Annotated in this window: 26 protein-coding genes; 7 read left to right on the top strand and 19 right to left on the bottom strand. The window is 37.5% G+C overall.

What is annotated here, in order from left to right:
• Window positions 1-11: 11 nt before the first annotated feature.
• The 6 genes from AC0C45_RS11035 to AC0C45_RS11010 all read right to left on the bottom strand — a co-directional run bounded on the left by AC0C45_RS11035 (window position 12) and on the right by AC0C45_RS11010 (window position 5,563).
• On the bottom strand, window positions 12-1,028 hold the full coding sequence (locus AC0C45_RS11035) for a sugar kinase (protein ID WP_034655251.1): 1,017 nt from the start codon (window positions 1,026-1,028) through the stop codon (window positions 12-14).
• A complete protein-coding gene (gene dagF, locus AC0C45_RS11030) occupies window positions 1,021-1,776 on the bottom strand; it encodes a 2-dehydro-3-deoxy-phosphogluconate aldolase (RefSeq protein WP_047930896.1) in 756 nt (251 codons plus the stop codon). Before dagF ends, AC0C45_RS11035 begins: the two co-directional genes overlap by 8 nt.
• A gap of 1 nt (window position 1,777) precedes the next feature.
• Complete coding sequence (locus tag AC0C45_RS11025) at window positions 1,778-2,881, bottom strand: DgaE family pyridoxal phosphate-dependent ammonia lyase (protein ID WP_034653304.1); 1,104 nt, start codon at window positions 2,879-2,881, stop codon at window positions 1,778-1,780.
• Window positions 2,859-3,959, bottom strand: a complete 1,101-nt coding sequence (locus AC0C45_RS11020; protein WP_095379881.1) for an amidohydrolase/deacetylase family metallohydrolase — start codon at window positions 3,957-3,959, stop codon at window positions 2,859-2,861. The genes AC0C45_RS11025 and AC0C45_RS11020 overlap by 23 nt, the downstream gene beginning before the upstream one ends.
• A 155-nt stretch (window positions 3,960-4,114) precedes the next feature.
• Window positions 4,115-5,038, bottom strand: a complete 924-nt coding sequence (locus AC0C45_RS11015; RefSeq protein ID WP_034653307.1) for an oxidoreductase — start codon at window positions 5,036-5,038, stop codon at window positions 4,115-4,117.
• Between the two features lie 153 nt (window positions 5,039-5,191).
• Window positions 5,192-5,563, bottom strand: coding sequence for a thiol-disulfide oxidoreductase DCC family protein (locus AC0C45_RS11010; RefSeq protein ID WP_013082413.1), 372 nt, complete (start codon window positions 5,561-5,563; stop codon window positions 5,192-5,194).
• A 418-nt stretch (window positions 5,564-5,981) separates the two neighbouring features.
• On the opposite strand from AC0C45_RS11010, the gene AC0C45_RS11005 reads away from it, so the two are divergent.
• Window positions 5,982-7,205, top strand: a complete 1,224-nt coding sequence (locus AC0C45_RS11005; RefSeq protein ID WP_034653309.1) for an MFS transporter — start codon at window positions 5,982-5,984, stop codon at window positions 7,203-7,205.
• A 118-nt stretch (window positions 7,206-7,323) separates the two neighbouring features.
• Window positions 7,324-7,503, top strand: a complete 180-nt coding sequence (locus tag AC0C45_RS11000; RefSeq protein ID WP_080743092.1) for a hypothetical protein — start codon at window positions 7,324-7,326, stop codon at window positions 7,501-7,503.
• Between the two features lie 41 nt (window positions 7,504-7,544).
• Here the strand turns inward: AC0C45_RS11000 and AC0C45_RS10995 are convergent, their stop codons facing one another.
• The 9 genes from AC0C45_RS10995 to AC0C45_RS10955 form a co-directional block, all read right to left on the bottom strand.
• Entirely contained in the window at window positions 7,545-8,756 is a 1,212-nt protein-coding gene (locus AC0C45_RS10995; protein WP_047930899.1) for an MFS transporter, read from the bottom strand.
• Window positions 8,757-8,859: 103 nt separating this feature from the next.
• Window positions 8,860-9,768, bottom strand: coding sequence for a UTP--glucose-1-phosphate uridylyltransferase GalU (gene galU, locus AC0C45_RS10990; RefSeq protein WP_047930900.1), 909 nt, complete (start codon window positions 9,766-9,768; stop codon window positions 8,860-8,862).
• A gap of 46 nt (window positions 9,769-9,814) precedes the next feature.
• Window positions 9,815-11,017: a macrolide family glycosyltransferase gene (locus tag AC0C45_RS10985; RefSeq protein ID WP_034653315.1), complete on the bottom strand. Its 1,203-nt coding sequence runs from the start codon at window positions 11,015-11,017 to the stop codon at window positions 9,815-9,817.
• A gap of 287 nt (window positions 11,018-11,304) precedes the next feature.
• A complete protein-coding gene (locus tag AC0C45_RS10980; protein WP_237893736.1) occupies window positions 11,305-12,750 on the bottom strand; it encodes a glycosyl hydrolase family 18 protein in 1,446 nt (481 codons plus the stop codon).
• A gap of 217 nt (window positions 12,751-12,967) precedes the next feature.
• Window positions 12,968-13,189, bottom strand: coding sequence for a spore germination protein (locus tag AC0C45_RS10975; protein ID WP_016763526.1), 222 nt, complete (start codon window positions 13,187-13,189; stop codon window positions 12,968-12,970).
• An 84-nt stretch (window positions 13,190-13,273) separates the two neighbouring features.
• Window positions 13,274-14,128, bottom strand: a complete 855-nt coding sequence (locus AC0C45_RS10970) for a DUF1206 domain-containing protein (RefSeq protein WP_016763525.1) — start codon at window positions 14,126-14,128, stop codon at window positions 13,274-13,276.
• Between the two features lie 35 nt (window positions 14,129-14,163).
• Entirely contained in the window at window positions 14,164-15,666 is a 1,503-nt protein-coding gene (cls, locus tag AC0C45_RS10965) for a cardiolipin synthase (RefSeq protein ID WP_047930904.1), read from the bottom strand.
• Window positions 15,667-15,923: 257 nt separating this feature from the next.
• The gene (locus AC0C45_RS10960) at window positions 15,924-16,478 is read right to left on the bottom strand and encodes a hypothetical protein (RefSeq protein WP_047930906.1); all 555 of its coding nucleotides are present in this window, start codon (window positions 16,476-16,478) and stop codon (window positions 15,924-15,926) included.
• A gap of 158 nt (window positions 16,479-16,636) precedes the next feature.
• Window positions 16,637-17,032, bottom strand: coding sequence for a ribosomal maturation YjgA family protein (locus tag AC0C45_RS10955; protein ID WP_047930907.1), 396 nt, complete (start codon window positions 17,030-17,032; stop codon window positions 16,637-16,639).
• A gap of 223 nt (window positions 17,033-17,255) precedes the next feature.
• Here AC0C45_RS10955 and desA point away from each other — a divergent pair, with 223 nt between their 5' ends.
• The 3 genes from desA (at window position 17,256) to AC0C45_RS10940 (ending at window position 20,163) form a co-directional block, all read left to right on the top strand.
• Window positions 17,256-18,299, top strand: a complete 1,044-nt coding sequence (gene desA, locus AC0C45_RS10950; protein ID WP_013082402.1) for a Delta(5) desaturase DesA — start codon at window positions 17,256-17,258, stop codon at window positions 18,297-18,299.
• A 122-nt stretch (window positions 18,300-18,421) separates the two neighbouring features.
• Window positions 18,422-19,564 carry a sensor histidine kinase gene (locus AC0C45_RS10945; protein ID WP_016763521.1) on the top strand — a complete coding sequence of 381 codons (1,143 nt, stop codon included), beginning with the start codon at window positions 18,422-18,424 and terminating at the stop codon, window positions 19,562-19,564.
• Entirely contained in the window at window positions 19,561-20,163 is a 603-nt protein-coding gene (locus AC0C45_RS10940; RefSeq protein ID WP_013056197.1) for a response regulator transcription factor, read from the top strand. Before AC0C45_RS10945 ends, AC0C45_RS10940 begins: the two co-directional genes overlap by 4 nt.
• Window positions 20,164-20,196: 33 nt before the next feature.
• Here AC0C45_RS10940 and AC0C45_RS10935 read toward each other — a convergent pair whose 3' ends face one another.
• From AC0C45_RS10935 to AC0C45_RS10925, 3 genes are all read right to left on the bottom strand, one after another.
• A complete protein-coding gene (locus AC0C45_RS10935) occupies window positions 20,197-20,721 on the bottom strand; it encodes a cupin domain-containing protein (protein ID WP_034655253.1) in 525 nt (174 codons plus the stop codon).
• A gap of 126 nt (window positions 20,722-20,847) precedes the next feature.
• Window positions 20,848-21,030, bottom strand: a complete 183-nt coding sequence (locus AC0C45_RS10930) for a hypothetical protein (protein ID WP_016763519.1) — start codon at window positions 21,028-21,030, stop codon at window positions 20,848-20,850.
• Window positions 21,031-21,059: 29 nt separating this feature from the next.
• Complete coding sequence (locus AC0C45_RS10925) at window positions 21,060-21,377, bottom strand: hypothetical protein (protein ID WP_013056195.1); 318 nt, start codon at window positions 21,375-21,377, stop codon at window positions 21,060-21,062.
• A gap of 495 nt (window positions 21,378-21,872) precedes the next feature.
• Here AC0C45_RS10925 and AC0C45_RS10920 point away from each other — a divergent pair, with 495 nt between their 5' ends.
• Together AC0C45_RS10920 and AC0C45_RS10915 are read left to right on the top strand one after the other, a co-directional pair.
• Window positions 21,873-22,424 (top strand): TVP38/TMEM64 family protein, encoded by a 552-nt coding sequence (locus AC0C45_RS10920; protein ID WP_047930908.1) that lies wholly within the window; start codon window positions 21,873-21,875, stop codon window positions 22,422-22,424.
• A gap of 88 nt (window positions 22,425-22,512) precedes the next feature.
• Window positions 22,513-22,815, top strand: coding sequence for a hypothetical protein (locus AC0C45_RS10915; RefSeq protein WP_013056193.1), 303 nt, complete (start codon window positions 22,513-22,515; stop codon window positions 22,813-22,815).
• A 15-nt stretch (window positions 22,816-22,830) separates the two neighbouring features.
• Here the strand turns inward: AC0C45_RS10915 and AC0C45_RS10910 are convergent, their stop codons facing one another.
• Complete coding sequence (locus AC0C45_RS10910; RefSeq protein ID WP_237893734.1) at window positions 22,831-25,599, bottom strand: bifunctional diguanylate cyclase/phosphodiesterase; 2,769 nt, start codon at window positions 25,597-25,599, stop codon at window positions 22,831-22,833.
• Window positions 25,600-25,677 lie beyond the last annotated feature (78 nt).

The raw sequence follows: 25,677 nt of genomic DNA, 5'->3' as shown, positions 1-25,677 counted from the left end.
TATTACATCCTCTACCTTTCTACATCGCCTACTGATTCTGTCATCGCTTTTTGTATATCGTACTGGGATGACATAGGAGTATCGCCTACGATTGTATGAGCAAGCATTCCCGCTGTTACAGCGAATGCAACAGTCTTTTCTGTCGAAAAGCCCTCTAACTCGCCATATAAAATGCCGCTTGTATAGGCATCTCCTGCGCCTATTCTATCATAGACAGAAAAAGTAATCGTATCAGAAAATGTAAATGTATGATTTTTATATATAAAACCGCACAAAGAGTGCTTATTGTCCTTATTAATAGATCGGTGCGTACCGGCTACGACAGAAAGATCGTACTTCTTTGCCACCTTTGGAATTAGTTTCATCAGCTGCTCTCTTCTGCTTGTTTCTTCTGTTTCCATCTTAAGAATGTGCATAGCATCTTGTTCATTCATCATTACGATATCTGCAAGGTACAGCATATCTTCATAATGAGGTTTTGCGCTTTCATATCCTCCATCTCCCCATAGAGACGGACGGTAGTTACAGTCAAATACGACCATACCACCGCGTTCTTTTACCGCTTTGGCAAATGATTTCATATGGAACCGGACGGAATCATTCATTGCCAGAGAGATTCCGCAAAAATGCATCACATCTACTTTCTCCGCAATATTCTCAAAATCATATATGCCTTCAGGAGCTCTGTTGAAGCTGCTTTCTAAACGATTGGTATATGTAACCCGGCTAGATCGGGACCCAAATCCATTTTCTAAAAAATACATACCGACATGTTTTCCGCTGCGTTTAATAAATGACTGTGAAATACCTAACTTTTTAAGATAAGATACAGCCGCATCTCCCACAGCGTTATCCGGTAAAGCAGAAATCAAATATCCCGTATATCCGAAGTTAGCTAACCCCGCCGCTACATTTACCCCTGTACCAGAAAACGAATAGCTTAATGTATGAGCTTGAGAAAGTAATTCATATCCTGGTACTTGTAAACGCATCATTACCTCTCCAAATGCTGCAAAATTCTTAGCCATGCTGATCAACTAACTTTTTCATCTTTTCAAGAAGCTCGCGTACATCATTTACTTTTGTCTTTCCTGTTTTCTGATCAATAATTGACGAATAAACATGCGGAATAATTTTTGGAACGTCTGCTTCCAAAGCAATACGCAAAATTGTTTCAAAGTTTTCTTTATCAATTCCGCCAGTTGGCTCTAAAGCGAATCCTTCTTCCCCGCAAGCGTCTGCCACAGCTCGGAATTCCTCTTCATAGCTTAACCCTTTCATAGGAAAATACTTGAGCGCGTTTCCTCCCATGTCACGTACTAGGGAAATAGCTGTTTTGACCGGTACAATAGCTTGTTCATCATGCGCTGCACTAACTGGGCCAGTCGAAATATTTACGTAGCCGACTTTGCCGGTTGGGGACACTAAACTATTAATCCAGCTATCCTTTTCACCTAGATTAGCACGTGTTGCTCCAACAGCAGGAAATACTTGATTAATATGACTGCCAGCATAATTCTTTGCAATTTCTGCTACTACAGCTGCCTGACGATTGTCTCCAGCGCCTAAACCGATTGATACTGCTTCTTCAATTTCTTTTCCGTATTCTTTCATTGCTTTTACTGCTTCTTCGACAGTAGAATAATCCTTGGATAACACGCCTACTAAGACATGCCCTTCTGCAGCCTCAAATACTTCTTTGGCATTTTCGATACTGTTTGCTAATACGTTTAACGCTGCGCGCTCTTTATAAAAACGTTTTGTAATGTTTGACATGTCACTTTCCTCCTACAATTTCGCGTATTCTAGACTCAATTACATGTATATCATCGCCCTTTAAAGGTCTGGGATCGATATCAAAATATCCTTGTCTTATCCCATAATCGCGTGTATAAATAGCAATTTCACCTTCACACAACTCTTTTACAACCTCTTTCGCAGTTGTATTAGCCCGTTCTGGACTGATTTGAATTCGTGCACGGAATATAGCTCGACCTGCTTCATCTTGTACAATTGTCACATTCACGCCTTCTATATCTTTTAATGACATCAATGCTTGTAAACTTTCTTTTTCTTGTTCACTTTTATCTTTTTTCTCGCGATACTCATCAAGAGCTTGAAGTAATCCAAACGTTGTTTCCTTACCAACTTTCATACTTCTTCCAATGCAATGTAATTGAACTTTCAACCATTCAATGTAGCTACGTTTACCACCAACAATTCCAGATGTTGGACCTTCAATTGCCTTTGAACCACTATAAATCGCAAGGTCTGAGTATTTTACATACTTTTGAAGGTCTTCTTCTGCCGCGGCATCCACAATCAATGGAATATTATTTTTCTGTGCAACTTCCCACGCTTCTTCCACAGAAATCATATTTTTTTGAACAGTGTGATGAGACTTCACATAAAGGATAGCAGCTGTATTTTCGGAAATCGCTTCTTCAATATGAGTCGCTCTACCCTCATTAGCATAGCCAACTTCAATAAGCTTTCCGCCACCTAAATAAACCATGGTTTCAACTGGGGCCCCGTACTGTACGTTATGACCTTTCAGCATAATAATTTCATTTTTGGAGATGACCTCTTGATGAAGGCGCTCGCTTTTACGGCGGTTTCCTTGTGTAACAAGAGCAGCAATAGAGAGAGCAATTCCACTTGAAGCTGAGTTAACAACCACAGCTGCTTCTGATCCTAGAATGTCAGCAATATAGTCACCTGCTTTACCAACTAAATCAGCAATCTCAACGTAATTTTGTCCTCCTTGCTTCATTGCATCCATTACTGTATCAGTTGGTGCTGATACTCCTAAGATGCTCATTCGGCCGCTCGCATTAATTACTCGTTTCAAGCCATATTTAGCATTCAATGAACGTTCCATTTACAACTACTCCTTTTGCTTTAATTATTTGCTTACCTTCTCTCTGCTCTCCTTCGGAATCAATAAACAGAACAGGCTCGTCTTCTATAGTAAAGAGAGTTAAATTGGCACGGTCTCCAACTTGTATCCTTCCTAACTCGGGTCTGTTAAGCCATTTTGCCGCATTAACAGTAACACCATTAACTACTTCTTCAAGGCTGTATCCTAAATAAAGAAATTTAGATAATACATGAGCTAAGCTATATACAGGCCCATTTAGTCGGTTCTTCCGATAAATATCTGTACTGATTGTATCGAATTTAACATTATGCTTTTTGGCAGCTTCTGCTACTTGAAACGAAAAGCTTGCATTTCCATGCCCTACATCCAAATGAACACCTCGTTGGATGGCCTCCATTAGGAGTGGAAGCGGCTTTCCTTCATTATCAAATAGATTATTAGCTTTTCCATTCAAATAGTGAGTAATAATGTCTCCTTTTTCTAGAATCGAAACAACTTCCTCAATAGCAGGAGGGCCAGATCCGATATGAACCATTAATGGAAGTGAAATTTCACTAGACATTTTTCGAGCAAAATATAAAGGCTCAATACCGCTTTTACCTACTACACTTTTACTTATACGGGCTTTTAAACCTACAATAATGCTTCTATATGCTTTCATGGCTTCCAAAATTTTTTCCGCTTTTAGCCACTCCATATTTGAAAGCTCATCTGTGCGTTTTAGACCAATACGCGAAATATTTAAAAACGCTAACAAATTAGTTTTTGCTGCATATTGGCTTTGAACTAAATCTGCTATTTGATCAGCACCGCAGCTACCTGCATCTACAAGTGTTGTTACTCCTTGTTTCACTCCTATCTCGTCTATCTCATCTCCATACGGCTCGAAATCTGGAAATGCATGAACATGTAAATCAATCCATCCGCTTGATATGTAGGTTCCTGAGTAATCATAAACAAGCGGTGCTTTTCCTTCACCAGCTTTTGCTATCTCAGAGATTTTTCCATTTTCTATAACAATATCAAACTCTTTTTCAGTGACCGATTTGACATTCCGTAATAGAAACCGATTCTCCATTTCGTTCACTCCCCTTATGATGACGCTTACACTAATGTTAATTATTTTTCTGCTTTTACAAATGTAGAATAACATAAAGAATTAAATAAGTAAATATAACGTTATAATGTTTTGATTCAAAAAAAAGATAAAAAGCGACCAATAGCCGCTGGTTTTTACCTTTTCTTGAATATATATGTCACTTTTGTTAACTCTTCCGATGCGCTCCATAGTTTTTCTGCTACGTCCGGTTTAAATAAAACGTCTCCCATCATATCTTTTACAGGATATCCTTTTTTAGCATCTTTTCCGTCCGGCCCAATATACGCACCGCCTTCTATTGCTTCAGTGGCTGCGTAAAGGGTAGGCAGCGCGCCCATTTCTGCAGATTGACTAAATAGCTTGACCAAAAGCTTCAACAAAGCGTTTGGCTCTTTGCCTGAACCGCGTGATAATAGGTTAGTATTCGAAATGCCTGGATGCACCGCCGCACTAATTGTCGTTGATCCCGCTGCTTCTAAACGTTTTTGCAATTCTTTTGCAAACAACAGGTTGGCGAGTTTACTTTGTCTATAGAACTTCATTGGACTGTAGCCTTTTTCCCCGTCTAGATTATCAAAATAGATTTCTCCAGAATTAGCAGCTATACTGCTTACCGTTACGACTCGTGAATGTGGAGTTTCCATTAGCAAAGGAAGAAGCAAACCCGTCAATGCAAAATGCCCTAAATGATTACAGCCAAACTGCAGTTCAAATCCATCTTTCGTTTTGCTGTGAGGCGGCACCATCACGCCTGCATTATTAATGAGAAGATTCAAAGACGAGTATTGTTGAAGAAATTGATTGGTGAAATGTCGAATAGAGATCAAGTCACTGAGATCTAATGACATAATCGTCACTTTAGCATTCCCGTTAGCCGCTTTAATTCTCTTTTCAGCCTCTTTCCCTTTTGCTTCATTACGTACAGCAAGAATGATTTCTGCTCCGCGCGCAGCTAGAGCCTTTGCAGCTTCAAATCCAATACCGCTGTTTCCTCCTGTTATAAGGGCTGTTTTTCCCGTTACATCGGGCATTCGTTCAGCTGTCCATTTTGTTATCATATAAGTTCTCCCTTTCAGCTATAGCTGTTTTTCTAGAATTTACGCGTCTAAGTCACACTAAATTAACGTTTTTTAAAATTAAAGTATGTATAAAGTATAATGTCTTCAAAACAAAAGGAACAAGCTTTTTCAAAGCTTGTCCCTTTTATATATTTATGTGGTTCGCGGAGAATCGTAGCGCCCAAACCAGTCGTACCGGTTTGTGGAGACCCACTTGTATAGCGGGCTAAAGGCTTTGTTCATCAATGGTAAATGCAAAAGCACACCTATTGGAAATGTAAGAGGCAAAACAGCTAAAAGGCGTCTGACCGTTTCAAATCCTGCTAGAACTTCTCCTTTTTTGGTCACCATATGAATTTGATCATATAAGTCTCTTCCTTCTTCTTTTAAGTAACTATACTCCGTTCGTTCAATGTATTGAACTGGAATCCACTGGATTCGGTTGGTCCAGTCCAGCGCTTTAATTATTTTTTTTACGTTGTAACATAAAGGACATTGCGCATCAAAAAATACTTTGTGTTTCATTGTTTCCACCTTTCTTCTTTTGTTTCTTTTTCCTTAATTTATAAATACCCTTTTCTCCTTTTTAATAACCACTATTAGGAGGCACTTCTTGTGCAGCCTGGCTTTAAAGTGAACATTTTTTGTGGGTTTCTTTTGTGAATCCGCAAAAGAAGACAGGATTTTTTTATAAAATATCACTTTTTTAGTTTAAAGCACTAAAAACATGTTAGAATAGATTTCATATTGATTTGAAGCACCAGGCATTTAGTCACATACTAAAAAGGACTAAATAGATGTAATGATAAAAGATAAAGATAAAGGTAATGTCTTCATAAACTTATCATGGAAGTAGGTTTATAAATAACGAAGAAAAAAGGAGGAACGGGTGATTACTTTTATCCAGTTCATATAAGCTTTTTTACGTAAGGATGTGTAAAAGATGAAAAATAAGTACATGCTGTCAGCTTCAGGTATGTATATTAACTACTTTCTACTGGGCATGGTCAATATCATGCTTGCATCAAATATGTCATTTTTGACAAAACAATTAAATACCGACGGTGCTGGAATCAGCTATATCATTTCTGCTATCGGAATTGGAAAATTGCTTTCGTATTCTCTATCAGGCGTCTTGTCTGATAAAGTCGGACGAAAGCCTTTGATTATTGTTTCGTCTCTGACGATGGCGATTTTTTTAATTGGCATTCCATTATCGCCAAATTATCAAACAGCCTTTATCTTTGCTATTATCGCTGGTATTGCAAACTCTGCTATGGATGCTGGAACGTACCCTGCTTTGATTGAGGTCTTTCCTAAATCTTCAGGTTCAGCCAGTGTTCTTGTAAAAGCATTTATTTCTGCAGGAGCGGCACTTTTGCCGTTTATGATTGCCTTTTTTGCAGATCGTGATTTGTTTTATGGGTATGCTTTTTTTCTTCCTGCTCTTATTTATTTACTAAATATGATCTTTATGTTCAAACTGCCTTTTCCCAATCATAAACGCGAACAGAGTACAGTTCAACAGCTAAATACAGCAGAGAATAAATTTATCTCTGCTCCTAAAATGAAACAAGAAGGAATTGCTCTTATTGTGATTGGATTTACTTCTACAGCGCTTTTTACGGTGGCTCAAATTTGGCTCCCTACTTATGGTCAACAAGTATTAGGTATGGCTGAAAGCAGCTCGGTCCGCCTTTTAAGCTACTACAGCATCGGAGCTTTAATCTCTGTTTTAGTATTAGCTGTATTATTAAGCAAAGTGCTTCGTCCTGTAACGGTTATTCTCGTTTACCCGATGATTACCCTTATAGCCGTACTTACGCTTCTTTTTGTTAAAGTACCTGCTATTGCAATTGCAGCTGCTTTTTTCATGGGATTTTCTACGGCTGGGGTCTTTCAATTAGCGATTACTGTTATGACCGAGCTTTTCTGGAACAAAAAAGGAACGGTTACCGGAATTGTCGCGACGGCTGCTGGATTAGCTGCTATTTTATTGCCTTTAGCAACAGGGCTCATGTCTAAAACGGGACATATTTCAATTATCTTTATTTTTGATGCGATGCTCTCAGTAGTAGGTATGGCAGCGGCAGCTTTTGTTAATTACCGCTACCGCAAAATCTTAAATAAAAATCGCAGCGAACAAATTCAAGAAACAGCCTCATAAAAAAGAGGCGGGGGCAAAAATATTTTAGAGAAAGTAAAAAAAACGAACCATTAATCAATGGTTCGTTTTTTTTTGTTATGGTGAACGTATGTGTCATTTGTTTAGGTCCTTCTAGCAGTTGATTGGAGAGCAAGGCGAAAACTCCTGCGGGAAAAGTGGAACAGATGAGACCCCGCAGGAGCGCAAGCGACGAGGAGGCTCATCCGCCACCCGCGGAAAGCGAAGACTTGTACGGAAATCAACTGCGGTGGCACAAGCAGTCCAGCTCATGTATACTATTTGTCCGCCTTTAGATTGAATTAATTTGGTAATGTCTCAACCTCTTCTTAACTTTTCTTTTCAACTCATTTCCTCAGCTGATTTTTGCTTCATAAACAGGAACATCACACCTGAAATAACCGAGAAAACAGCTAAAATGTAAAAAGTAGAAGGCAGCGGAATCACGCTGACTAGCGACCCCATAGCTAAGCTACTGACAACTGCTGAAGTTTGTATAGCGGTCATATATGCCGTTGTGGCTAGTCCAATTTGACGCGGAGAGAGTGACTGAGCATACACCATTCCCACTCCCATTGTAGCGGACAGAATAAAAGCATAAAATACTTGAAGCACAATTAACCCACTCAGCGGTAAATGAAGGCTCGTTAAAATAAAATAAAGCACTTGGCAAGCAATTCCAATGATAAAGAATCGTTTAACTCCGATCTTATCAGAAAAATAGCCCCCTAACGGCATAAATACTAGCTCAAAAACAGATGTAACAGTAAAGAGAAACCCTACAATCGAAACGGATTGTTTTAACGTATCCGTTATGTAGAGTGGCAAATACATAGAACGCCCGGAATCACCCGCAAAAATGAAAAGAGCTGCTACGAATACAGCTATTAATACAGAAGGTATACCGGCTGGCGCTTTTGAAGATCCATGAACTGAAGTTTGAGGCATACTGTCTTCTTTAAGCGCAAAAAGAACCCACCCTAAAGTTGCTAGCGATAACAACCCTGATAATAAAAATAAAAGAGTATACCCTCCGTGGTCAATAATTAAAGCGCCAAGCATAGGTCCAAAAATATAGCCTTGTGAAAAAGCCATTCGCACGGTACCAGTAATCGTACCTGCCTGCGATTTGCTTTCTTGCTTTTTAACAATAAAATCATTCAGCAGGGCAAAGAAAAAAGAGAACGCATTAAACCCTCCTATAGCAAGTAAAACGAGTGCTATTGTATAAGAATGCGTAAACGCTAACGGCATTCTTGAAATGGTTCCAATCAGTAACGCCCAAATAATAAATGGCTTTCGTTTCCCCCATTTGTCTGATAACGAAGCTAAATAAAACGAGACGACTAAACCAATAATGCTCATTGGCACAAATAAAAATCCTGCTTGAAAAGAAGTGGCATGCAATGTATTTGTTGCCCAAACCGTTAGATAAGGCATAAAGCCGCCAACAGATAATCCAATAATAAATAATGAAATAAAAATCGTTCGAAAATCCCGGTCTGTAAATACAATCTTTATGCCTGATACAAACGAATTTTCTGTTTTTGACATAAACTCATTTCAACCCTTTCTATCCAGCTGTCAAACGTTCCATTTCCGCAAAAAAATGCACCTTTCTTCAAGAAAAATTAGAAGAAAGGTGTGTAAATGAAGGTTATTTTCCAATTTGTACAGCAATTTTTTCTTTTTGTTCTTCTTTGCTGATAAGTTCTTTGAATTTGGTCAAAAGAGGTGCTTTTAATTCTTCATCTTTTAATGCAAAAGCAAGAGTCGTAAAAATAAAATCTAATTTTTCTCCTGCATCATAACGTTCGCCCTCGAATTCGTAAGCATAAATAGAACGGTCTATATTCATACGCTGAATAGCATCTGTCAGCTGAATTTCCCCGCCTTTTCCAGCTTCCTGCGTTTCAAGATAATCAAAAATGTCAGGTGTAAATACATAGCGTCCAATAATTCCTAAATTAGACGGAGCTTCTTCGAATGATGGTTTTTCTACAAAACCATTCACTTCGTATAACCGGTTTTCATTTGCTTTTGGATCTATAATCCCATAACGGTGAACGGATTCTTCCTCTACGCGCTGTACGCCGATAACCGATGATCCCGTTTGGTTATACTGGTCAATCAGCTGTTTTAAACAAGGCTGATCTGGGTCTGTTAAATCATCTCCAAGTAAAACTGCAAACGGTTCGTTTCCAATAAACTGTCGAGCACAGCCAATTGCATGGCCAAGGCCCTTCATTTCTTTTTGACGAACGTAATGAATATTCGCTAGTTCAGAGATATGCTCCATTTCTTCTAATAGTTCAGTTTTTCCCTTTTGATGAAGCAAGTGCTCCAGCTGAATATTGTGATCAAAATGATTTTCAATTGCTTGTTTCCCGTTTCCTGTAACAATTAAAATATCTTCGATTCCTGATTTTAAGGCTTCTTCTACAATAAATTGAATTATGGGTTTATTTACAATTGGAAGCATTTCTTTTGGGATAGATTTTGTAACGGGTAAAAAACGAGTACCTAACCCTGCTGCTGGTATAACTGCTTTTTTTATAGTCTGCATATTATATTTACTCCTCTCTGTTAGTTATCTAGCTGCCTTACATCTATTACGCTTTGACAGGCACCACATTGAAAATTTCTTTCACTCCTTGCTTGTATCCTCCCGCTGAGCGAAGTGATTCTCCAATTTGTTGTGCATGCTGTTTATATGTGTGAGTAGTTAAAACGTCGTTAACTGTCTTTTTGATTAGCTCAGCAGATACATTATTTTTATCTAATTTTACACCTGCTCCTAACTCCTGCACGCGATCGCCAACCATAAATTGATCCACTGCCATTGGAATAACGACAAGGGGCGTATCGTAGTATAACCCTTCACTGCTGCTGTTCATTCCGCCGTGAGTAATGAATAAATCCGCACGTTTTAAAATTTCTAGCTGCGGTACGTATTGTTTCACAACGAAGTTTTCTGGAATGTGTGCTAATTCTTCAGGTTTTGTATTTTTACCAATAGATAAAATAACTTTACCCTCAAAATCTTTTAATGCTTCTACACATAAGTTATAGATTTCTAGCTGCTGATTAAAAATAGTTCCCATAGAAACAAAAATAATTTTTTCATTTTCATTTTGTAAGTAAGAAGGATCTTCAATGTCTAATCGTTTAACAATTGAAGGACCAATAAACTTGTACTCACTCGTAAATTCAGATACGTTTGGCTGAAAGAATTCTGACGTAAATACTAGCGTAATATCCCCTGGATTCGACATAATGTCAATGGAATCTTTTAACTGGGTATTATATTGGTTGTTGAACTTATTTAATGATTTTTCGAATTGAGGATAAAAGGAAGATTGGTCAGGTTCTGTTTGACCACTTGGCATCATACAAGTTGCTAACTCCTTATTTAACGCAAATGTTGTACAAAGAGAAACCTTCGGAAGCTGAAGAAGGTCGGCCACAGCGGAACCTGCTAAAAGGTGATAATCATAAAGTACATAATCATATGTTTCATGTTTCGTTTCACTCATAATTTTAGTAATAATATTTTCAGATTCATTTAAAAACAAATTCATTATTTCATAGCGGTCATAAGACTCTTCGTTTGTCATCCGGTTGCTCATATCAAGACTTGGACGAAAATCTTCGTATTCACGAAATTCCGCGCCTGATTTCCGAATTTTTTCAGCATAGTCTTCAATGCCGTAATAGACGACCTTTTCCCCTTGAGTCATCAACTCTTTTACAATTCCTAAAGAAGGATTCACATGCCCTTCACCTGGAAAGCCTATTACTAATACTTTTCCCATAATATTCATTCCTTTCACTTAATTAATAATTAAATTACTTAATTGTTCATTTAGTAAATTTATTGTATAGAAACTGAATTTACTATAAATTATCTTTATCGTAAAGTCATTAAGCGTTTTCAACTAAAAAAAGGTTAAATAGGCTCATTTTGGAATATAGTTATAAATTAACTCAAGAAAAACAAATATTGTAAAATTTCTCTCGTTTGTAAATAGATGTATGCGCTTCATTATGATGCAAATAAAAAACACACCTCACTAAATCAAGCAAGAGGTGTGTTTTTTATTTAAAAGTTGTATAACTCCCATATATCTGAGGTTTCTGAACCAATATACCAAGCTGCCGCCCCACCTAAATGATAGTCATTAATTAATTTAACCCGGCGCTGCATAGATGCTTTGTCTTCGAGCCATATTTGATGCTTCGTACCATTTTCCGTGTATTCTACATAGTACTGTGAGGCTTGGCTATCCCATTTTTTAGCTAACTTTTTAGAAGAGATAACAGCTTCGGCTTCTTTCATCGTTAAGTCTTTTGTGACAACTTTTTTGGTCGATAGGTCCGTTTTCCATTCTCGCGTATAAAAAGGAACTCCCAGAAGGATTTTGTGTGCAGGTACATCTTTCATAAGAAGTTGTGTGCCTTCTTTCACCCAAGGCAGTGAAGCAACAGATCCTGGAATCTGACTTCCTCCCCAGTGTTCTTCATATCCCATCATAATGACATAGTCTGCCACTTGACCAATCTGTTTCCTATCAAAGCTTCCCGACCAAAAAGGATCATTATTTTCTCTTGTTACGTCTACTGAAATAGTCATACCATGAGGTTTTAACGCTGCTTTTAATTCTTTAATAAATAAAACAAAATCTTGTTTGTTTTTAATATTAATGTTTTCAAAGTCAACATTGATCCCATCGCTGTTTGTTTTTACTAGCGAACTTTCTATTGATGATACAAGCTTTTTCCGCTTTGCTTTATTGCTTAGCACATCACTTGTAAGTACATCATCAAAATTGTTACCAATAAGCGGCCAGACTTTTTTGCCGTTTTTATGAGCCGTTTGAACATATGATTCATTTATAGAAGATGAAACAACTTTGTCATTCGACGTTAGCGTAAACCCACGAGGTGAAACAACGTCTAAATTCTTTTGCTTCATCGATTCTGTATAGCCTGCTGTTTTTTCATTAAAGCTCCAACCCATAACTACAGGCTGATGCTTCTTTTGCACTAAATCAGATTTTTTGATCCAGCCCTTTTTCCCTTCCAAAAGCTGTACTTGTACATAGTAATCAGGAATAATAAGCGTTTGTCCGGGCTTAATATTTGTTGAGGATAGCTGATTTAACTTTGTTAATTCATTTGCTTTTACACCGTACTTTACGGAGACTTTCCAAAGCGTATCTCCTGATACTACTTTATGTAACAAGCCTTTTGGTGGTATTTTCAGCGTTTGCCCTGGAATCAGCTCCGTCTTTTTTAGCTGATTTTGTTTTATTAGATCACTGACTGTTACACCGTATTGCTTAGCTAGTAGCCATAGTGTATTTCCCGGCACTACCGTATGAGTAGTAACTTGAGCTGCATCTCCAGCTTCAGATGAAATGACAGGAAATTCTTCTTCTTTTTTCACTGTTTGCATAACAGAAGAATGTAAGGAAGGAGAATGATATACGTTTACGTTGTCACCTTTGACAGTGCCCACTGAAGAAGCAGCGGCTCCTTTACTCATCGGGGCCAATCCTCCACTGAAAAGACAGAGAACGATCAGGCTCATACATATTTTCTTCATTTTATAATTTCGCCTCCCCACTTTTTGACATCACCTGTCTAGTTTACTACTCCTATAAGATAGAATCCTAGAGGTACATTGTGGTAAAGAAACGTCTGGGTATACGTGAAATTCAAATAAAAAAGCTTACCGTCCGATGACGATAAGCTTTCGTTTCTTATGCATTTCCCACTACATTTTGATCCTTAATATCCATATCAATTGTATTAGCGGTACTGGTACTGCTTGTAATATTCATAAAATTCCCTGTGTTCCCGCTGCCAGAACCGACTGTTGTAAAAGCTGTACTCTTTGGCTTAATAGCCAGACAATCACCAAACTCCACTGAAGATGAAACCAATACATTTGAGATATTTACGGCTCCTACTACCGATGGCATCTGCCTCTCCTCCTGTTCATTATCTATCTGCTATATGATATGAGCAGAAGGCCAAAAAGTAGCTTTTTCATCTTTTTAATTTTATTAAGGATCAATTCGTTTATACCTTGATTCTGCAAACATATATACTCCGTATGCCATAAGCCCGATTGATACGATAGCCAGCAGTACAGACCCAAAAGGACGCTGTGCTACTTCAGCAAGGGCTCCATCTAACCCTTTCGTTTCGTCTGGATCTGCTTGAAGAGCCGTGCGAATCAGAAAGAAGCCAATAATGCCAAAGACGATACTTCGAGCAATAATACCTGTTTTTCCAATATGCCCGCTCCATCGCCACTCTTCTTTTGACATTTCGTTTTTCTTTAGTTTTTTTAGGAAGCGTCCTGAAAGAGCCCAATATACTTGTCCAATCCCAAAGATAATAACGCCGATACCTGTAAGCGCAATGATGGTTTGCCCAAAGGGATAAGATAACAACTTGGCTGATACCGTTTGATAATGCTTACCTGACGTATGAACGTGAGCATGAAGCAAAATTTTTACCGAACTCACACAAAGACTAATATAAAACGTGGCTACCACTAAATAGCCTAAACGAGTAAAAACGCCTTTTACGCCATGCCCAACGTGGTGAGGATCAAAAATAGCAGAAATGATTTGCCAAAACGCATATCCACTTAAACCTACTGCCAAAATAATTAAAATTAAAAATCCAAACGGCTGCTTTGCAATGGTGTGTAGGGCTCCTTGAGAAGTAACTAAATCGCCTTTTAATCCGAAAGCTGTCTGAATTGCTAATATACCGATGATAAAATAGACCACACCTTGAGCCACATGACCAAACCGTGAAAAACGCACGACAAATGGCTTAGTACGTTCTTTTAAGCGATGTAACTTTCGACCAAACGTATCTTTTTTAACAAATGGAGATTCACCCATACGTTTCCTCCTGCTTTTTGAAAACAAACTTTATTTTATAAAACACCTGAAAATAAGCGAGCAAATGATTCTTTCGAACGTTCTACTAAGCTTCGTTTGTAAAATGCTACTGGTTTGATCAAATGACTGTCTTCAATATCTTCTTCGTAATTTTTGATGAGCGTTTGAATCGTCTCTCCTTCAATTAAAAATGCATTAACTTCAAAGTTCAGATGAAAACTTCTCATATCCATATTTGCAGTACCGACCGAAGCCATGTCTCCGTCTATAATCACAATTTTTTGATGCAAAAAACCTTTTTTATACGAATATACTTCAATTCCACAGCGAAGAAGTTCTGCAAAATATGACCTCGTTCCATATTGAGTCAGAAAGCCATCATTAATTTCTGGTACCATAATCCGTACCTCTACACCTTTTCTAGCCGCAATACGAAGGGCGGTTCTTATGGCTTCATTTGGAACAAAATAAGGAGTTGAAATCCAGATTGATTTCGTCGCGCTTGTAATCATAGTATAGTAATAATCACTCATATTTTCCTGCGTATCCGGCCCTGTCGCCACCACTTGCACAAAGCCTTCTCCTTCGACAGGATGAGGCTTTGTATACGCTTCATTGTTAATTAAGCATTCTCCAGAAACGTATTCCCAATCGAACATAAAGATTGAATGCAAGGTTTGAACAGATTCTCCTTTTAGCATCAGATGAGTATCTCTCCAAAAACCAATTTTTTTGTTTTTTCCTAGATACTCATCCCCAACATTCAATCCCCCTACAAAACCTACTTCCCCGTCAATTACGACTATTTTACGGTGGTTTCGAAAGTTAAATTTTTGATTGAAAAATCCATACTTAATAGGTAAGAAAGGATGCACTTTAATATTCGCTTTTTTCATTCGTTTAATATCTGAACCCGATAGTGTAAAACTTCCCATTGTATCGAATGTAAAGCGCACTTCTATACCTTCGCTTGCTTTTTTTATTAAAATATCAATGATTTCTTTTCCTAGAGAATCTGAGTGAAACATATAGTATTCCATATGAATAAACTGTTTTGCTAATTGCAAATGCTTTTTGATTTCATTAAACGTTTCTTGCCCGTTCTTAAGGACGTAGGTTTTTGTATGAACATTCATCTTCGTCAAAGATACACATTGAAGATACTGAGCAAAGTAACGCTGGTGCGATTGAAGCGGCGATAGATCAGGCGTCGTTTCTTTGTCTGCCATCTTTCTAAGCATCTCTCGGTTATGCATACGCTTTTTTTTAAACATATGCCCCTTTAAATAGAGCTGTCCTGAATACAAATAAAAGAAAAAGCCTGCAACAGGGAAGAAAAAGAGGACATATATCCAAACCAACGTACTTTCAGGCGTTCGATTTTCAAGCATAAGTGAATACATACAAATGAAAATGATGACCCCATATAATCCAACTAAGGCATACTTCCAATGAACATCAATAGAGGTAAAAAAGAAAGCATAAATGGAAAGTAAAATAATAAATAAAAAAATAAAGTCCAACCGGCGTTTTTTCATAAAAGCTCTCCTAAAAACAAACTGTATTGTATCACTTGTCTACCTTTCATATGAGGTAGTATATGGAATACACAGAATTCTTATCATGCACGCTACATAAATTGTACATATATTTGCACAAAAAGCAGTTTAGCCGCTTAAGCAACTAAACTGAACTACCTCAGACAAGCATCATTCATATACCTATACCCTGGATGGTAAAACAAAAAACCTCCTTACGGGGAGGTTTTTTGTTTTACACGCATGACGATGTCTTTTTATGAGTTGGTATAACCGGACTCTTTTTCTTTTTTAGGCCAAACGAAATTAGAAAGAGATAATAAGAAATCAATTCCTACAATAACTGTCCAAAATTCCACTACACTTTTCAGCACGTTGGTTTTTCCATTTGGTACTATATACATCATCGCCGCTAAAAGAGCTGCTCCAATAGCGTAAGCAACAAGATGCTGTAGCCATGCCTTAAAATAATGCTTTGCATATTCTTTTCCATAGCGCCTACGAGGTTTTTCTCCGCTTTTCATCACATAATATTGAAAGCGTTCGTCTGCCCATTGAATCATACTTTTTCCAAAAGCGATCGAAATTCCAATATACACGGCTGCAATAGCGTGAGCATACGTCGCTCTAGCACCTCCGTAAAGGTCTATGCTTGTCACAATCAGAAGAAAAAAATCAACAACAGGTGTTAGAGCTAAAATAAAAAAACTGAGCTTTTGTTTTTTAAACATATACCTTGCTGCTAATCCTAAAACGATGACTATCCAAAAAGCGATTTCACATGCAATAATCATCCAGGCTATTAAGTTCAAATAATCCCCTCTCTTCCTCTCCTTCAACGAATAGACAATTGGTTTTAAGTAAAAAATTTTTATGCATAAATTTATTTTTATGTATATACGTCCTGCTTCATAACCTTACGGCTTATTCCATCCTCAGCTGAGTTCTAAGATTCGTTGAACCGTATTTGCTAGGCGGATCTTTTAAATCGATGTCTATAATACTCCCAGCTCATTCCTACCCCGACTCCAATCGAATAAGCTAGTATATCGCTCCATAAGAAGCCATACCCCAGAATGAGCCCTCCTAGCGGAGTCTTTCTTATCTCATCAATCCACCGAGCATGATACAGCTGTGTAAATTCAATGAAGTAACAAAACACTATAGCAAACATACCAATCATTTTTGTCCTCCATGCAGGAAACGAAAAACCCGCGCTGACAAAAATCATTAAGGCCCATAACGAATCTCCCGCATATATATTTACGATGTGAGGAAGATACGCGGTAAGTTTTCTTGATAAAAGGCCTGCTCCCATGATCACAAAAGCTAGAAGAAGATATACCCATCTATTTCTTTTATTCATTTCAAACTCCTTTTTTCTTCTTAAATACTCTGTAGCAATAAGCCTTCACTGTATAATTTTATCAGAACCGCAGACTGTTAAATACCGCTTTTTTTCATTTTTTACAGCTTCCCCCTACGTATATATGACAACTGTCATAGTTTCTATATGACACGTATGTCTTAAATAGTCAGAAAAATCTCTTTATACTGAGGGTAATATACGGTGATGAAAGGAATTTCATATGACTATACAAAAACAAAAAAATTTACGAAAACAAGTTGCACCTTTTGAAAAAGCAGTAATGAAAGACAGCATAAGACAATTGATTAATACTTTTTTACCTTTTTTCACACTGTGGTTTCTCGCTTATGAGAGCCTTTCAATTTCTTATTTTTTAGCATTTCCGCTAACTGTTATCGCAGCAGGATTTTTAGTAAGAATATTCATTATTTTTCATGACTGTTGTCACTATTCTTTCTTTAAGAGTAGACAACACAATAAAATTCTCGGAACCATTACCGGTGTCTTAACGATGTTCCCTTACAGTCAATGGGGACATAGCCATGCAATTCACCATGCAACAAGCAGCAACTTAGATAAAAGAGGTACGGGTGACATTTGGGTGTTAACCGTAACAGAATATAAAGAAGCTTCTATATGGAAAAAAATCGCTTACCGTATCTATCGCAATCCGTTCATTATGTTCGGCGTGGGACCTATATATGTATTTTTGATTACGAACCGATTCAATCAAAAAAATGCAAAGAAACAAGAAAGAATGAATACGTATCTTACAAATGTATTGATCGTTGCATTAGCAGCAGCGACCTGCTGGTTGGTAGGTTGGCAGGCGTTCCTATTAATTCAAGGACCGATTTTCTTCATTTCAGGTTCAATTGGAATTTGGCTGTTTTATGTACAGCATCAGTTTGAAGATTCTTATTTTGAAGAAGATGAGCACTGGGATTATGTAAAAGCAGCCGTTGAAGGAAGTTCATTTTACAAGCTTCCAAAACTATTGCAATGGCTAACAGGCAATATTGGGTTTCACCATGTACATCATTTAAGCCCAAGAGTGCCCAACTATAAGCTTGAAGCTGTTCATCAACACACACAGCCTCTTCAAAATGTACCAACCATTACACTCGCAACAAGTCTTCGCTCTCTTCGATTCCGTCTATGGGATGAAGAAAACAAAATGTTTGTGAGCTTTAAAGAAATAAAAACACGCTCAGCTGCACCAAAAGCAAGCAGAATTTCATCTCAAACAAAAGCAGAACTTTAATAAAATAAAACAAAACAGTCAAGCTTTCAAAAGCTTGACTGTTTTATCTATCTCTCTAAACTTATTTCGTTCTACTTTGTGGTAAACTAATAGTGTATTTTAACAAGTAAACGAGGTTCTTTATGAAAAAATATACGTTTTTCCAAAAAATCACTGGGCTATCTCCTTACATATGGACGGTATTTGTCATTCTACCATTTTATTTTATTTTACAGTCTTCATCCATGAATCACATTATTGTTGGTTCGTTACTCACCATCTTATTTTTTATTTTCTATCGTTTTGCGTTTGTTTCAACAGGCAAGTCCGTTTACGTATGGACGGCTTTGTTAATCGTTATTTCCTTAGCCCTGACAACTATTTTCAATTATATTTACTTTGCCTTTTACTTTGCTTTTTTTATCGCTTATTTTATTGGAAATATCCAAAAACGACTCGCTTTCTTCACTTTGTATGCTGTTCATTTAATTAGCACCGTTATTTCTGTAAACTTTAACGTTGTTATGCAAGAGGAGATCTTTTTAAAACAGCTGCCTTTCATTTTTGTAATTTCCATCAGTGTGATTGTACTGCCATTTAGCATTTATAATCGGAAGAAGCGAGACCGTCTGGAAGAACAGCTTGAAGATGCAAATAAACGTATTTCTGAACTTGTAAAACAGGAAGAACGCCAGCGGATAGCTCGCGATCTGCACGATACGTTAGGCCAAAAGCTGTCTCTTATCGGTCTAAAAAGTGATTTAGCAAGAAAACTTATTACAAAAGATCCTGAAAAAGCAAAATCAGAATTAAAAGATGTCCAGCAAACAGCGCGCACGGCTCTTAATGAAGTGAGAAACATGGTTTCTCAAATGCGTGGAATCCGCCTTAGTGAAGAACTAAAACGCGTTCAAGAGCTTTTAGAAGCTGCCGAAATTAAGTTTGTAGGAGAAGAGGCCATTTCATTAGAGAATGTATCGTTGCTCATTGAAAATATTCTTAGCATGTGCTTAAAAGAAGCAGTAACCAATGTGGTCAAACATAGTCAAGCCACCGTTTGCACGATTACTTTACATCAGTCTGCAAAAGAAGTAGGCATAACGGTAGAAGACAATGGAATTGGTATCAATACGAAGAAAACCTGCTGGAAAGGAAATGGTCTTTTAGGAATGAAAGAACGGCTGGAGTTTGTAAACGGCCATCTTGATATCTCCAGTCAAGGGGGGACGATTATTCATATTACAGTTCCAAACATCGTTAAACATATTAAGGAGGAACAATTATGATTCGAATTGTCATTGCCGAAGATCAGCAAATGATGTTAGGGGCTTTAGGCTCTTTGTTAAATTTAGAGGATGACATGGAAGTTGTCGGAAAAGCTTCAAATGGGGAACAAGCAGTATCACTTGCTAAGCAGCACCAGCCAGATATATGCGTAATGGATATCGAGATGCCTCTTAAAACTGGGCTTGAAGCTGCAGAGGAACTGAAAGATTTAAACTGCAAAGTCATCATTTTGACAACATTCGCTCGCTCCGGCTATTTTCAAAGAGCTTTGAAAGCCGGCGTAAGCGGATACTTGCTAAAAGATAGTCCGAGTGAAGAACTCGCAAATTCCATTCGAAGCGTGATGGCAGGCAGACGCCTCTATGCTCCAGAATTAGTGGATGACTTATATAGTGAATCTACCAGTCCTCTTACAGCTAGAGAGAAAGAAGTATTAGCTCTAGTAGCTGATGGAAAAAACACAAAAGAAATTGCTGACGAACTATCTATTAAGACTGGAACGGTGCGCAATTATATTTCTACCATTCTAGACAAACTTGAAGTAAAGAACCGCATTGAAGCCATTACTCGCTTTAAGGAAAAAGGCTGGTTCAAATGAAAAAAGCATGCATCAAACCGAGATGCATGCTTTTCAATCATTTGGCAATTTATCGTACCCTAATTTGTCGATGATCACAACATGCTCGGGGAATTCATCAAGCAGCTGCTGTTTTGTGAATAATTCAAAGTCACGGAAATCAAAACCTGGTGCGACCATGCATCCAACGAGAGAAAACGTATTCTCATTTGCCACAGAGGAACCAAAAATCGTATCTCTTGGAACTAAAAATTGAGGAACTTCTCCATTTTCTAAGTTTGTACCTAGTTTTACTTCTTGATAGGTTCCGTCGCGGTAAATAATATGAATGGTTAAAGGACTTCCCCCATGATAGTACCATAGTTCATCTGATTGCAGCCGGTGGAAATGCGATACATCTTGAGACCTTAATAAAAAGTAAATACTCGTGTATAGGAAGCGTTTATCATCAAACTGCGATGACACTTCTTTATCAGAAATTTCATCGTTGGAGCGATAGGTTTGTTTATAATACCCTCCTTCTGGATGAGGCTGAAGCTCGAGCTTTGAAATCCAATATTCCCACTTATGTAAATCCATTACGTTCCTTCCCTTCCTTTTTCTTTTATCATTAACTACATCATAGTAAATCATTCTTTCTAACACAACAAACGGCTTCATTATTCCATCAGGAAAAATGAAGCCGCTACCACTGGTATCTTATCATTACATCCTACCCTTTCTGTTAGCACGGTTATATCTATACCTGCTAGGATGGCAGCGATGAAATAAATATGTCATATACAAATCTAACTGAAATCGATCTCCCTCAATGAAACATTGAAACGGCTGTTCTCTGCCTTGATCGTTTTTTGCAGATGAACGCTGCTTAAACGGGACAATATTCATCTCTTTTCCCCCTCAGACAAATGTACTTTCTAGTGTAAATGCTGATGACAAACGTAATATTTTTTGATAAAAGTGAGGGCTGCCTGTGCATCTTGAATGCCAAGCTTTTTACAAACGCCAGCTAACATGAGCAGTTTGTACATAACCAGCTTTTGATTATTTGTTGCCAGTACGTAATAAACAATCGTATTAGCAACTGCCCGCGGTAATCTTATTTTTTTCAACTCATATAGCGCAGCAGACGAAGACATGCCTGCTTCAGTTAAAATCTGCTCAGTTGTGTACGTCTCCAAATAGCGAGCAAGCTTTCTTTCTTTATCGTTAAATATACCTTTAGAATCGTTCATTTTCTCTCCCTCTGTTATTTTAATAATCCATTAAATGCTGCATTAATTAGCCATAATGCGATAGCTCCCCCTGATAAATAAGTGCTGAGATAGAATAATAATTCCATATACCTCCCTCCCATTTCTATCTTACCCCTTCATTTCCCTAGCTGCAGTGATATTCATCACAGGTAAAAAGTGTATTGTTGAGCTACTGAATAGCTCCGCAAAAGAGCTCGTGAGAAAGATCCCACGAGCTGCTTAGTTTAGCATTTTTATTTTCGGATAAAGCGTTTAAAAATCATAATAATTAATAATACAACTACAATAACAAGCAAAAATTTCAACATGAGTTGTCCATCCCTTCAAATCAGTAAATCATCTTTCATTAGTAAGTAGTTACCCTGTTTTGCTTTTTATAAACTGCTTACCTACTTATTTCATGCCAAAAATTATATAATAGTAGAAAATCATCTAAAATAGCCCTAAAAGTAAAACATAAATGGGAGTATAACCATGACTGATTATCTTCAAACATTTCTGCTTGAACATTTAGAAGCAGCTGGGTTTATCAGCATTCTCTTGAACATCCTTATTAGCATTACGGGCGTATTTCCAAGTACACCCCTTACGTTCGTAAACGTAAAATTATTTGGTTTTTGGAACGGATTTTTGCTTTCTTTTATTGGAGAAGTTTTAGGTGCAGCTCTCTCTTTTTGGCTGTATCGAAAAGGTTTCCGTACACTTGTTCATACAAAAACACCTTCTCACTCCAAGTCGCTGAAGCTGCTGCGCGTACAAGGGAAAGAGAGTTTTATATTGATTCTTTCTTTGCGTTTACTTCCCTTTGTTCCATCAGGCCTCATTACATTCCTCAGCGCTATAGGAAAAGGCTCCTTTGCGGTATTCATTTCTGCTAGCGCACTTGGAAAAATTCCAGCGCTTTTTATTGAAGTTTATTCGGTTTATCATATTTCACAAGGATCTATGCAAGGCAAAATCATTTTAATGGTTTTATCCATCATCTTACTTTTTTATATAAGTAAAAAATGGAAGAAAAAAGCTTAACAGACTATAAAAAGGGAAGACTATCTAAAAATAAGCAAAAACATTATCTTATGTAACTGTAATAAGATAACGTATTGGAGATGGTCCATTGATTTTTCTGTTAGTTTCTGGAAGTATTATTATTCCTATTATCATGCTCTTTTTCTCACTCAAATGGAAAGGAGCAGAGCTAGTTTTTAATACGTTAGCCCTTCTTTCAGCGCTAGTATTTGGAAATATAGCTGCTGCTTCTATCTATCGTATCTTAAAAAACCATACTGTTTTTATGACGAGCATTCATGCAATCTTTTTAAATTCAGCTTTTTTATTAACCGGTGCATACCTTGGAATCTATGTATTGTATAAACTGTTAGCTCTGACCTTAAATGTAAAAAGCCGTTCTTTTAAATAAGAACGGCTTTTTACATTAATGAACAAATTCCATTTTTTCTTCGATTTTATGAAATTTCTCATAAAATTCCTCCGCTGAAATCGGTTTGGAGAAATAGTATCCCTGCACTTCATCACATTTTTCTTTATGAAGAAGTTCTACTTGTTCAACTTCTTCTACACCTTCTGCTACGACGGATAGCTGCAAACTTTTGGCTAGTGTAATAATGGCTCTGACAATCGATACTTCCGTTGTATTAGGATCTAAATCTTTAATAAAAGACCGGTCAATTTTCAGCGTATGAATAGGCAGCTTCTGAATATAGCTGAACGAGGAGTATCCTGAGCCAAAATCATCAATCGAAATAAATACTCCTGCATCTTTTAAGATTTGTAGCTTTTCGATTGTTTGCTCAACATGCTTCATCGTTACACTTTCTGTAATTTCAAGTTCTAAATATCGTGATTCTAACTCTACTTCACGCAAGACACCTAACACATAATCAACAAAATCAGTTGTCCCAAAATCCACACTTGATATGTTCACACTCATTTTTAAGGGAGGAAGTCCTTGAAGCTGCCAATACTTATTTTGATGGCACGCTTTTTTTAATACCCATTTCGTCAGTGTAACAATAACGCCTGTTTCTTCAGCAATCGGAATAAATTCTGCTGGAGAAATGACGCCCATCTCGGCATGAGTCCACCGGATTAAAGCTTCCACCCCAACAATATGGCCACTTTGAATATTGACTTTCGGCTGATAGTGAAGCTCCATTTCGCCCAGCTCAAAAGCCTTGCGTAACCCATCTTCAATTCTCATTCGTCGCGTAGTATGAACCTGCATTTCTTTTTGATAAAACAGATAATGATTACGCCCTTGTTTTTTGACTTCGTACATCGCTAAATCAGCATGGCGAACTAGCACTTCAAGCATTTTTCCATCTTTAGGAAATAAACTAACTCCGATGCTTACCCCTAAATAAACATCTCTCGATAGCACTACAAAAGGAGTGGATAAGCATTCATTTAATGATTGACAGATTTTTTTCACTTCTTCATCAGTCCTATCATGCAGTAAAACTAAAAACTCATCTCCTCCAAAACGCGAAAGCACATCTTGGTTTCTTATGCAGCTCTTCATTCGATCAACAACCTGAAGCATAAGCTGATCTCCAGCATGATGACCAAGCGTGTCATTTACCTGTTTGAAACGATCTAGGTCTAAAAATAAGAAATGAAGCTTTTTTCCTGAAGCAGCTGCTGAATCAATGGATTTCTCTACAATGCTTGAAAACATACTTCGATTTGGTAAATCTGTTAGCATATCGTGAAAAGCCATATATTGAAGCGATTCTTGAGCTTTTTTCTGTTCCGTTACATCTCTAGTTACTGTCTGAAAAAGCGTCTCTCCATTAATTTGAATGAGCGTAGATTTTACTTCTAAGAAGAGTTCCTTACCTAACGCATTAAACATTTTCAACTGAGCTAATGGAGATCTTGGCTCATCTTTTCTATCCTTTACTGCCTTCAATCCTTTTTTAATATCAGGAACTTGTTCAGATGAAAAGAAATCATATAACGATTTACCAACGAGCTGGTCTTCCGTTACTCCTAAAAGCTGAATCATAGCATCATTCACAGACACGACCTCTTCTTCTCGATGGACCATAATTGCCAATGGAGAGGAGTAAAACAAGTTTTCATAGCGATTTTTTGCTTCAATCAACGTTTTTTCCGCTTCGCGCTCTTGCGTCATATTGCGGATATACAGCATATACTCAACCGTCTCTTCAATTCCTACCGCCATCACCGTTATCTCAACCGTAACTTCTCTATTACTTATCAAAAGGGAGTGCTCAGTTCGTCCATCTTGTAGAGAAGAAGACTCATAGAAGGGCAGCAGCTTAACAACATTACTCCCGATTACATCTGATGCTTTAAGAGAGAAAAGCGTTTCCGCTGCATAATTGAGCGATAAAACATGTCTTTTTTCATCGATCACCAAAATAGCATCTAAAGCGGATTCAAAAAAAGCCCATTTTAAAACTTCTTGTTTTTGTACGCGTCGATCCATAAAAATGGTTAAAAACACAGCCGTAAATAGGCAGACAATAAAAAAAACAATAACGACGGATAAATATATTGGATTTAAGGCAAAACCGTTTGAGTGTTCAGCCATTGACATTCCTGAAAAAGAAGCTGCCTGCATGCCCGTATAGTGCATACCTGCAATAGCAATGCCCATAATAGTAGAACAAATAACCTTAGCAAAAACGGTAAGCTTCCCTTCATTTAGCTTTGAATAAAAACCAAGCCACAAAGCTGTATTAGAAGCAGCAACAGCAATAAGAATAGAGAGAAAAACGATAAATGAATCATATGAAATCATAATTGGCTCCATAGCCATCATGCCCAAATAGTGCATAAAAACAATTCCCGCTCCCATAAAGCTCCCTGCAGTGATAAGTGCTTTTATACTTTTCTTTTGTTTGTGAATGAGGTAGAGGCCTATATAACATCCCGTTATCGCTCCCAAGATTGAGAGAAGAACAAACCATAAATTATATGAAACATCTACGGGCAGGTGAAAAGCAAGCATGGCGATAAAATGCATTGACCAAATGCCTATCCCCAATGTAAATGCCCCGCTGATTAACCAAAACTGAATAAATTTTGCCTGGGAAATTTTCACACGATTAGCTAACCCAAAAGAAGCGTACGCCGCAGTAATAGCGATAAGGAAAGAGAGTGTAACGAGTAACTCATTGTACGTCCCTTCTAGTAAATGTGTATGATGATTCATTCATGACCTTCCTTCAATTCGTTCTTTTCTTTGTTATCGGTTAAGGCCTAAAAATATTTACTATTTCAAAAGAACTTA

The sequence above is a fragment of the Priestia sp. VA7 genome, from assembly GCF_055710015.1.
This window is presented reverse-complemented; position numbering and strand designations above follow the sequence as displayed.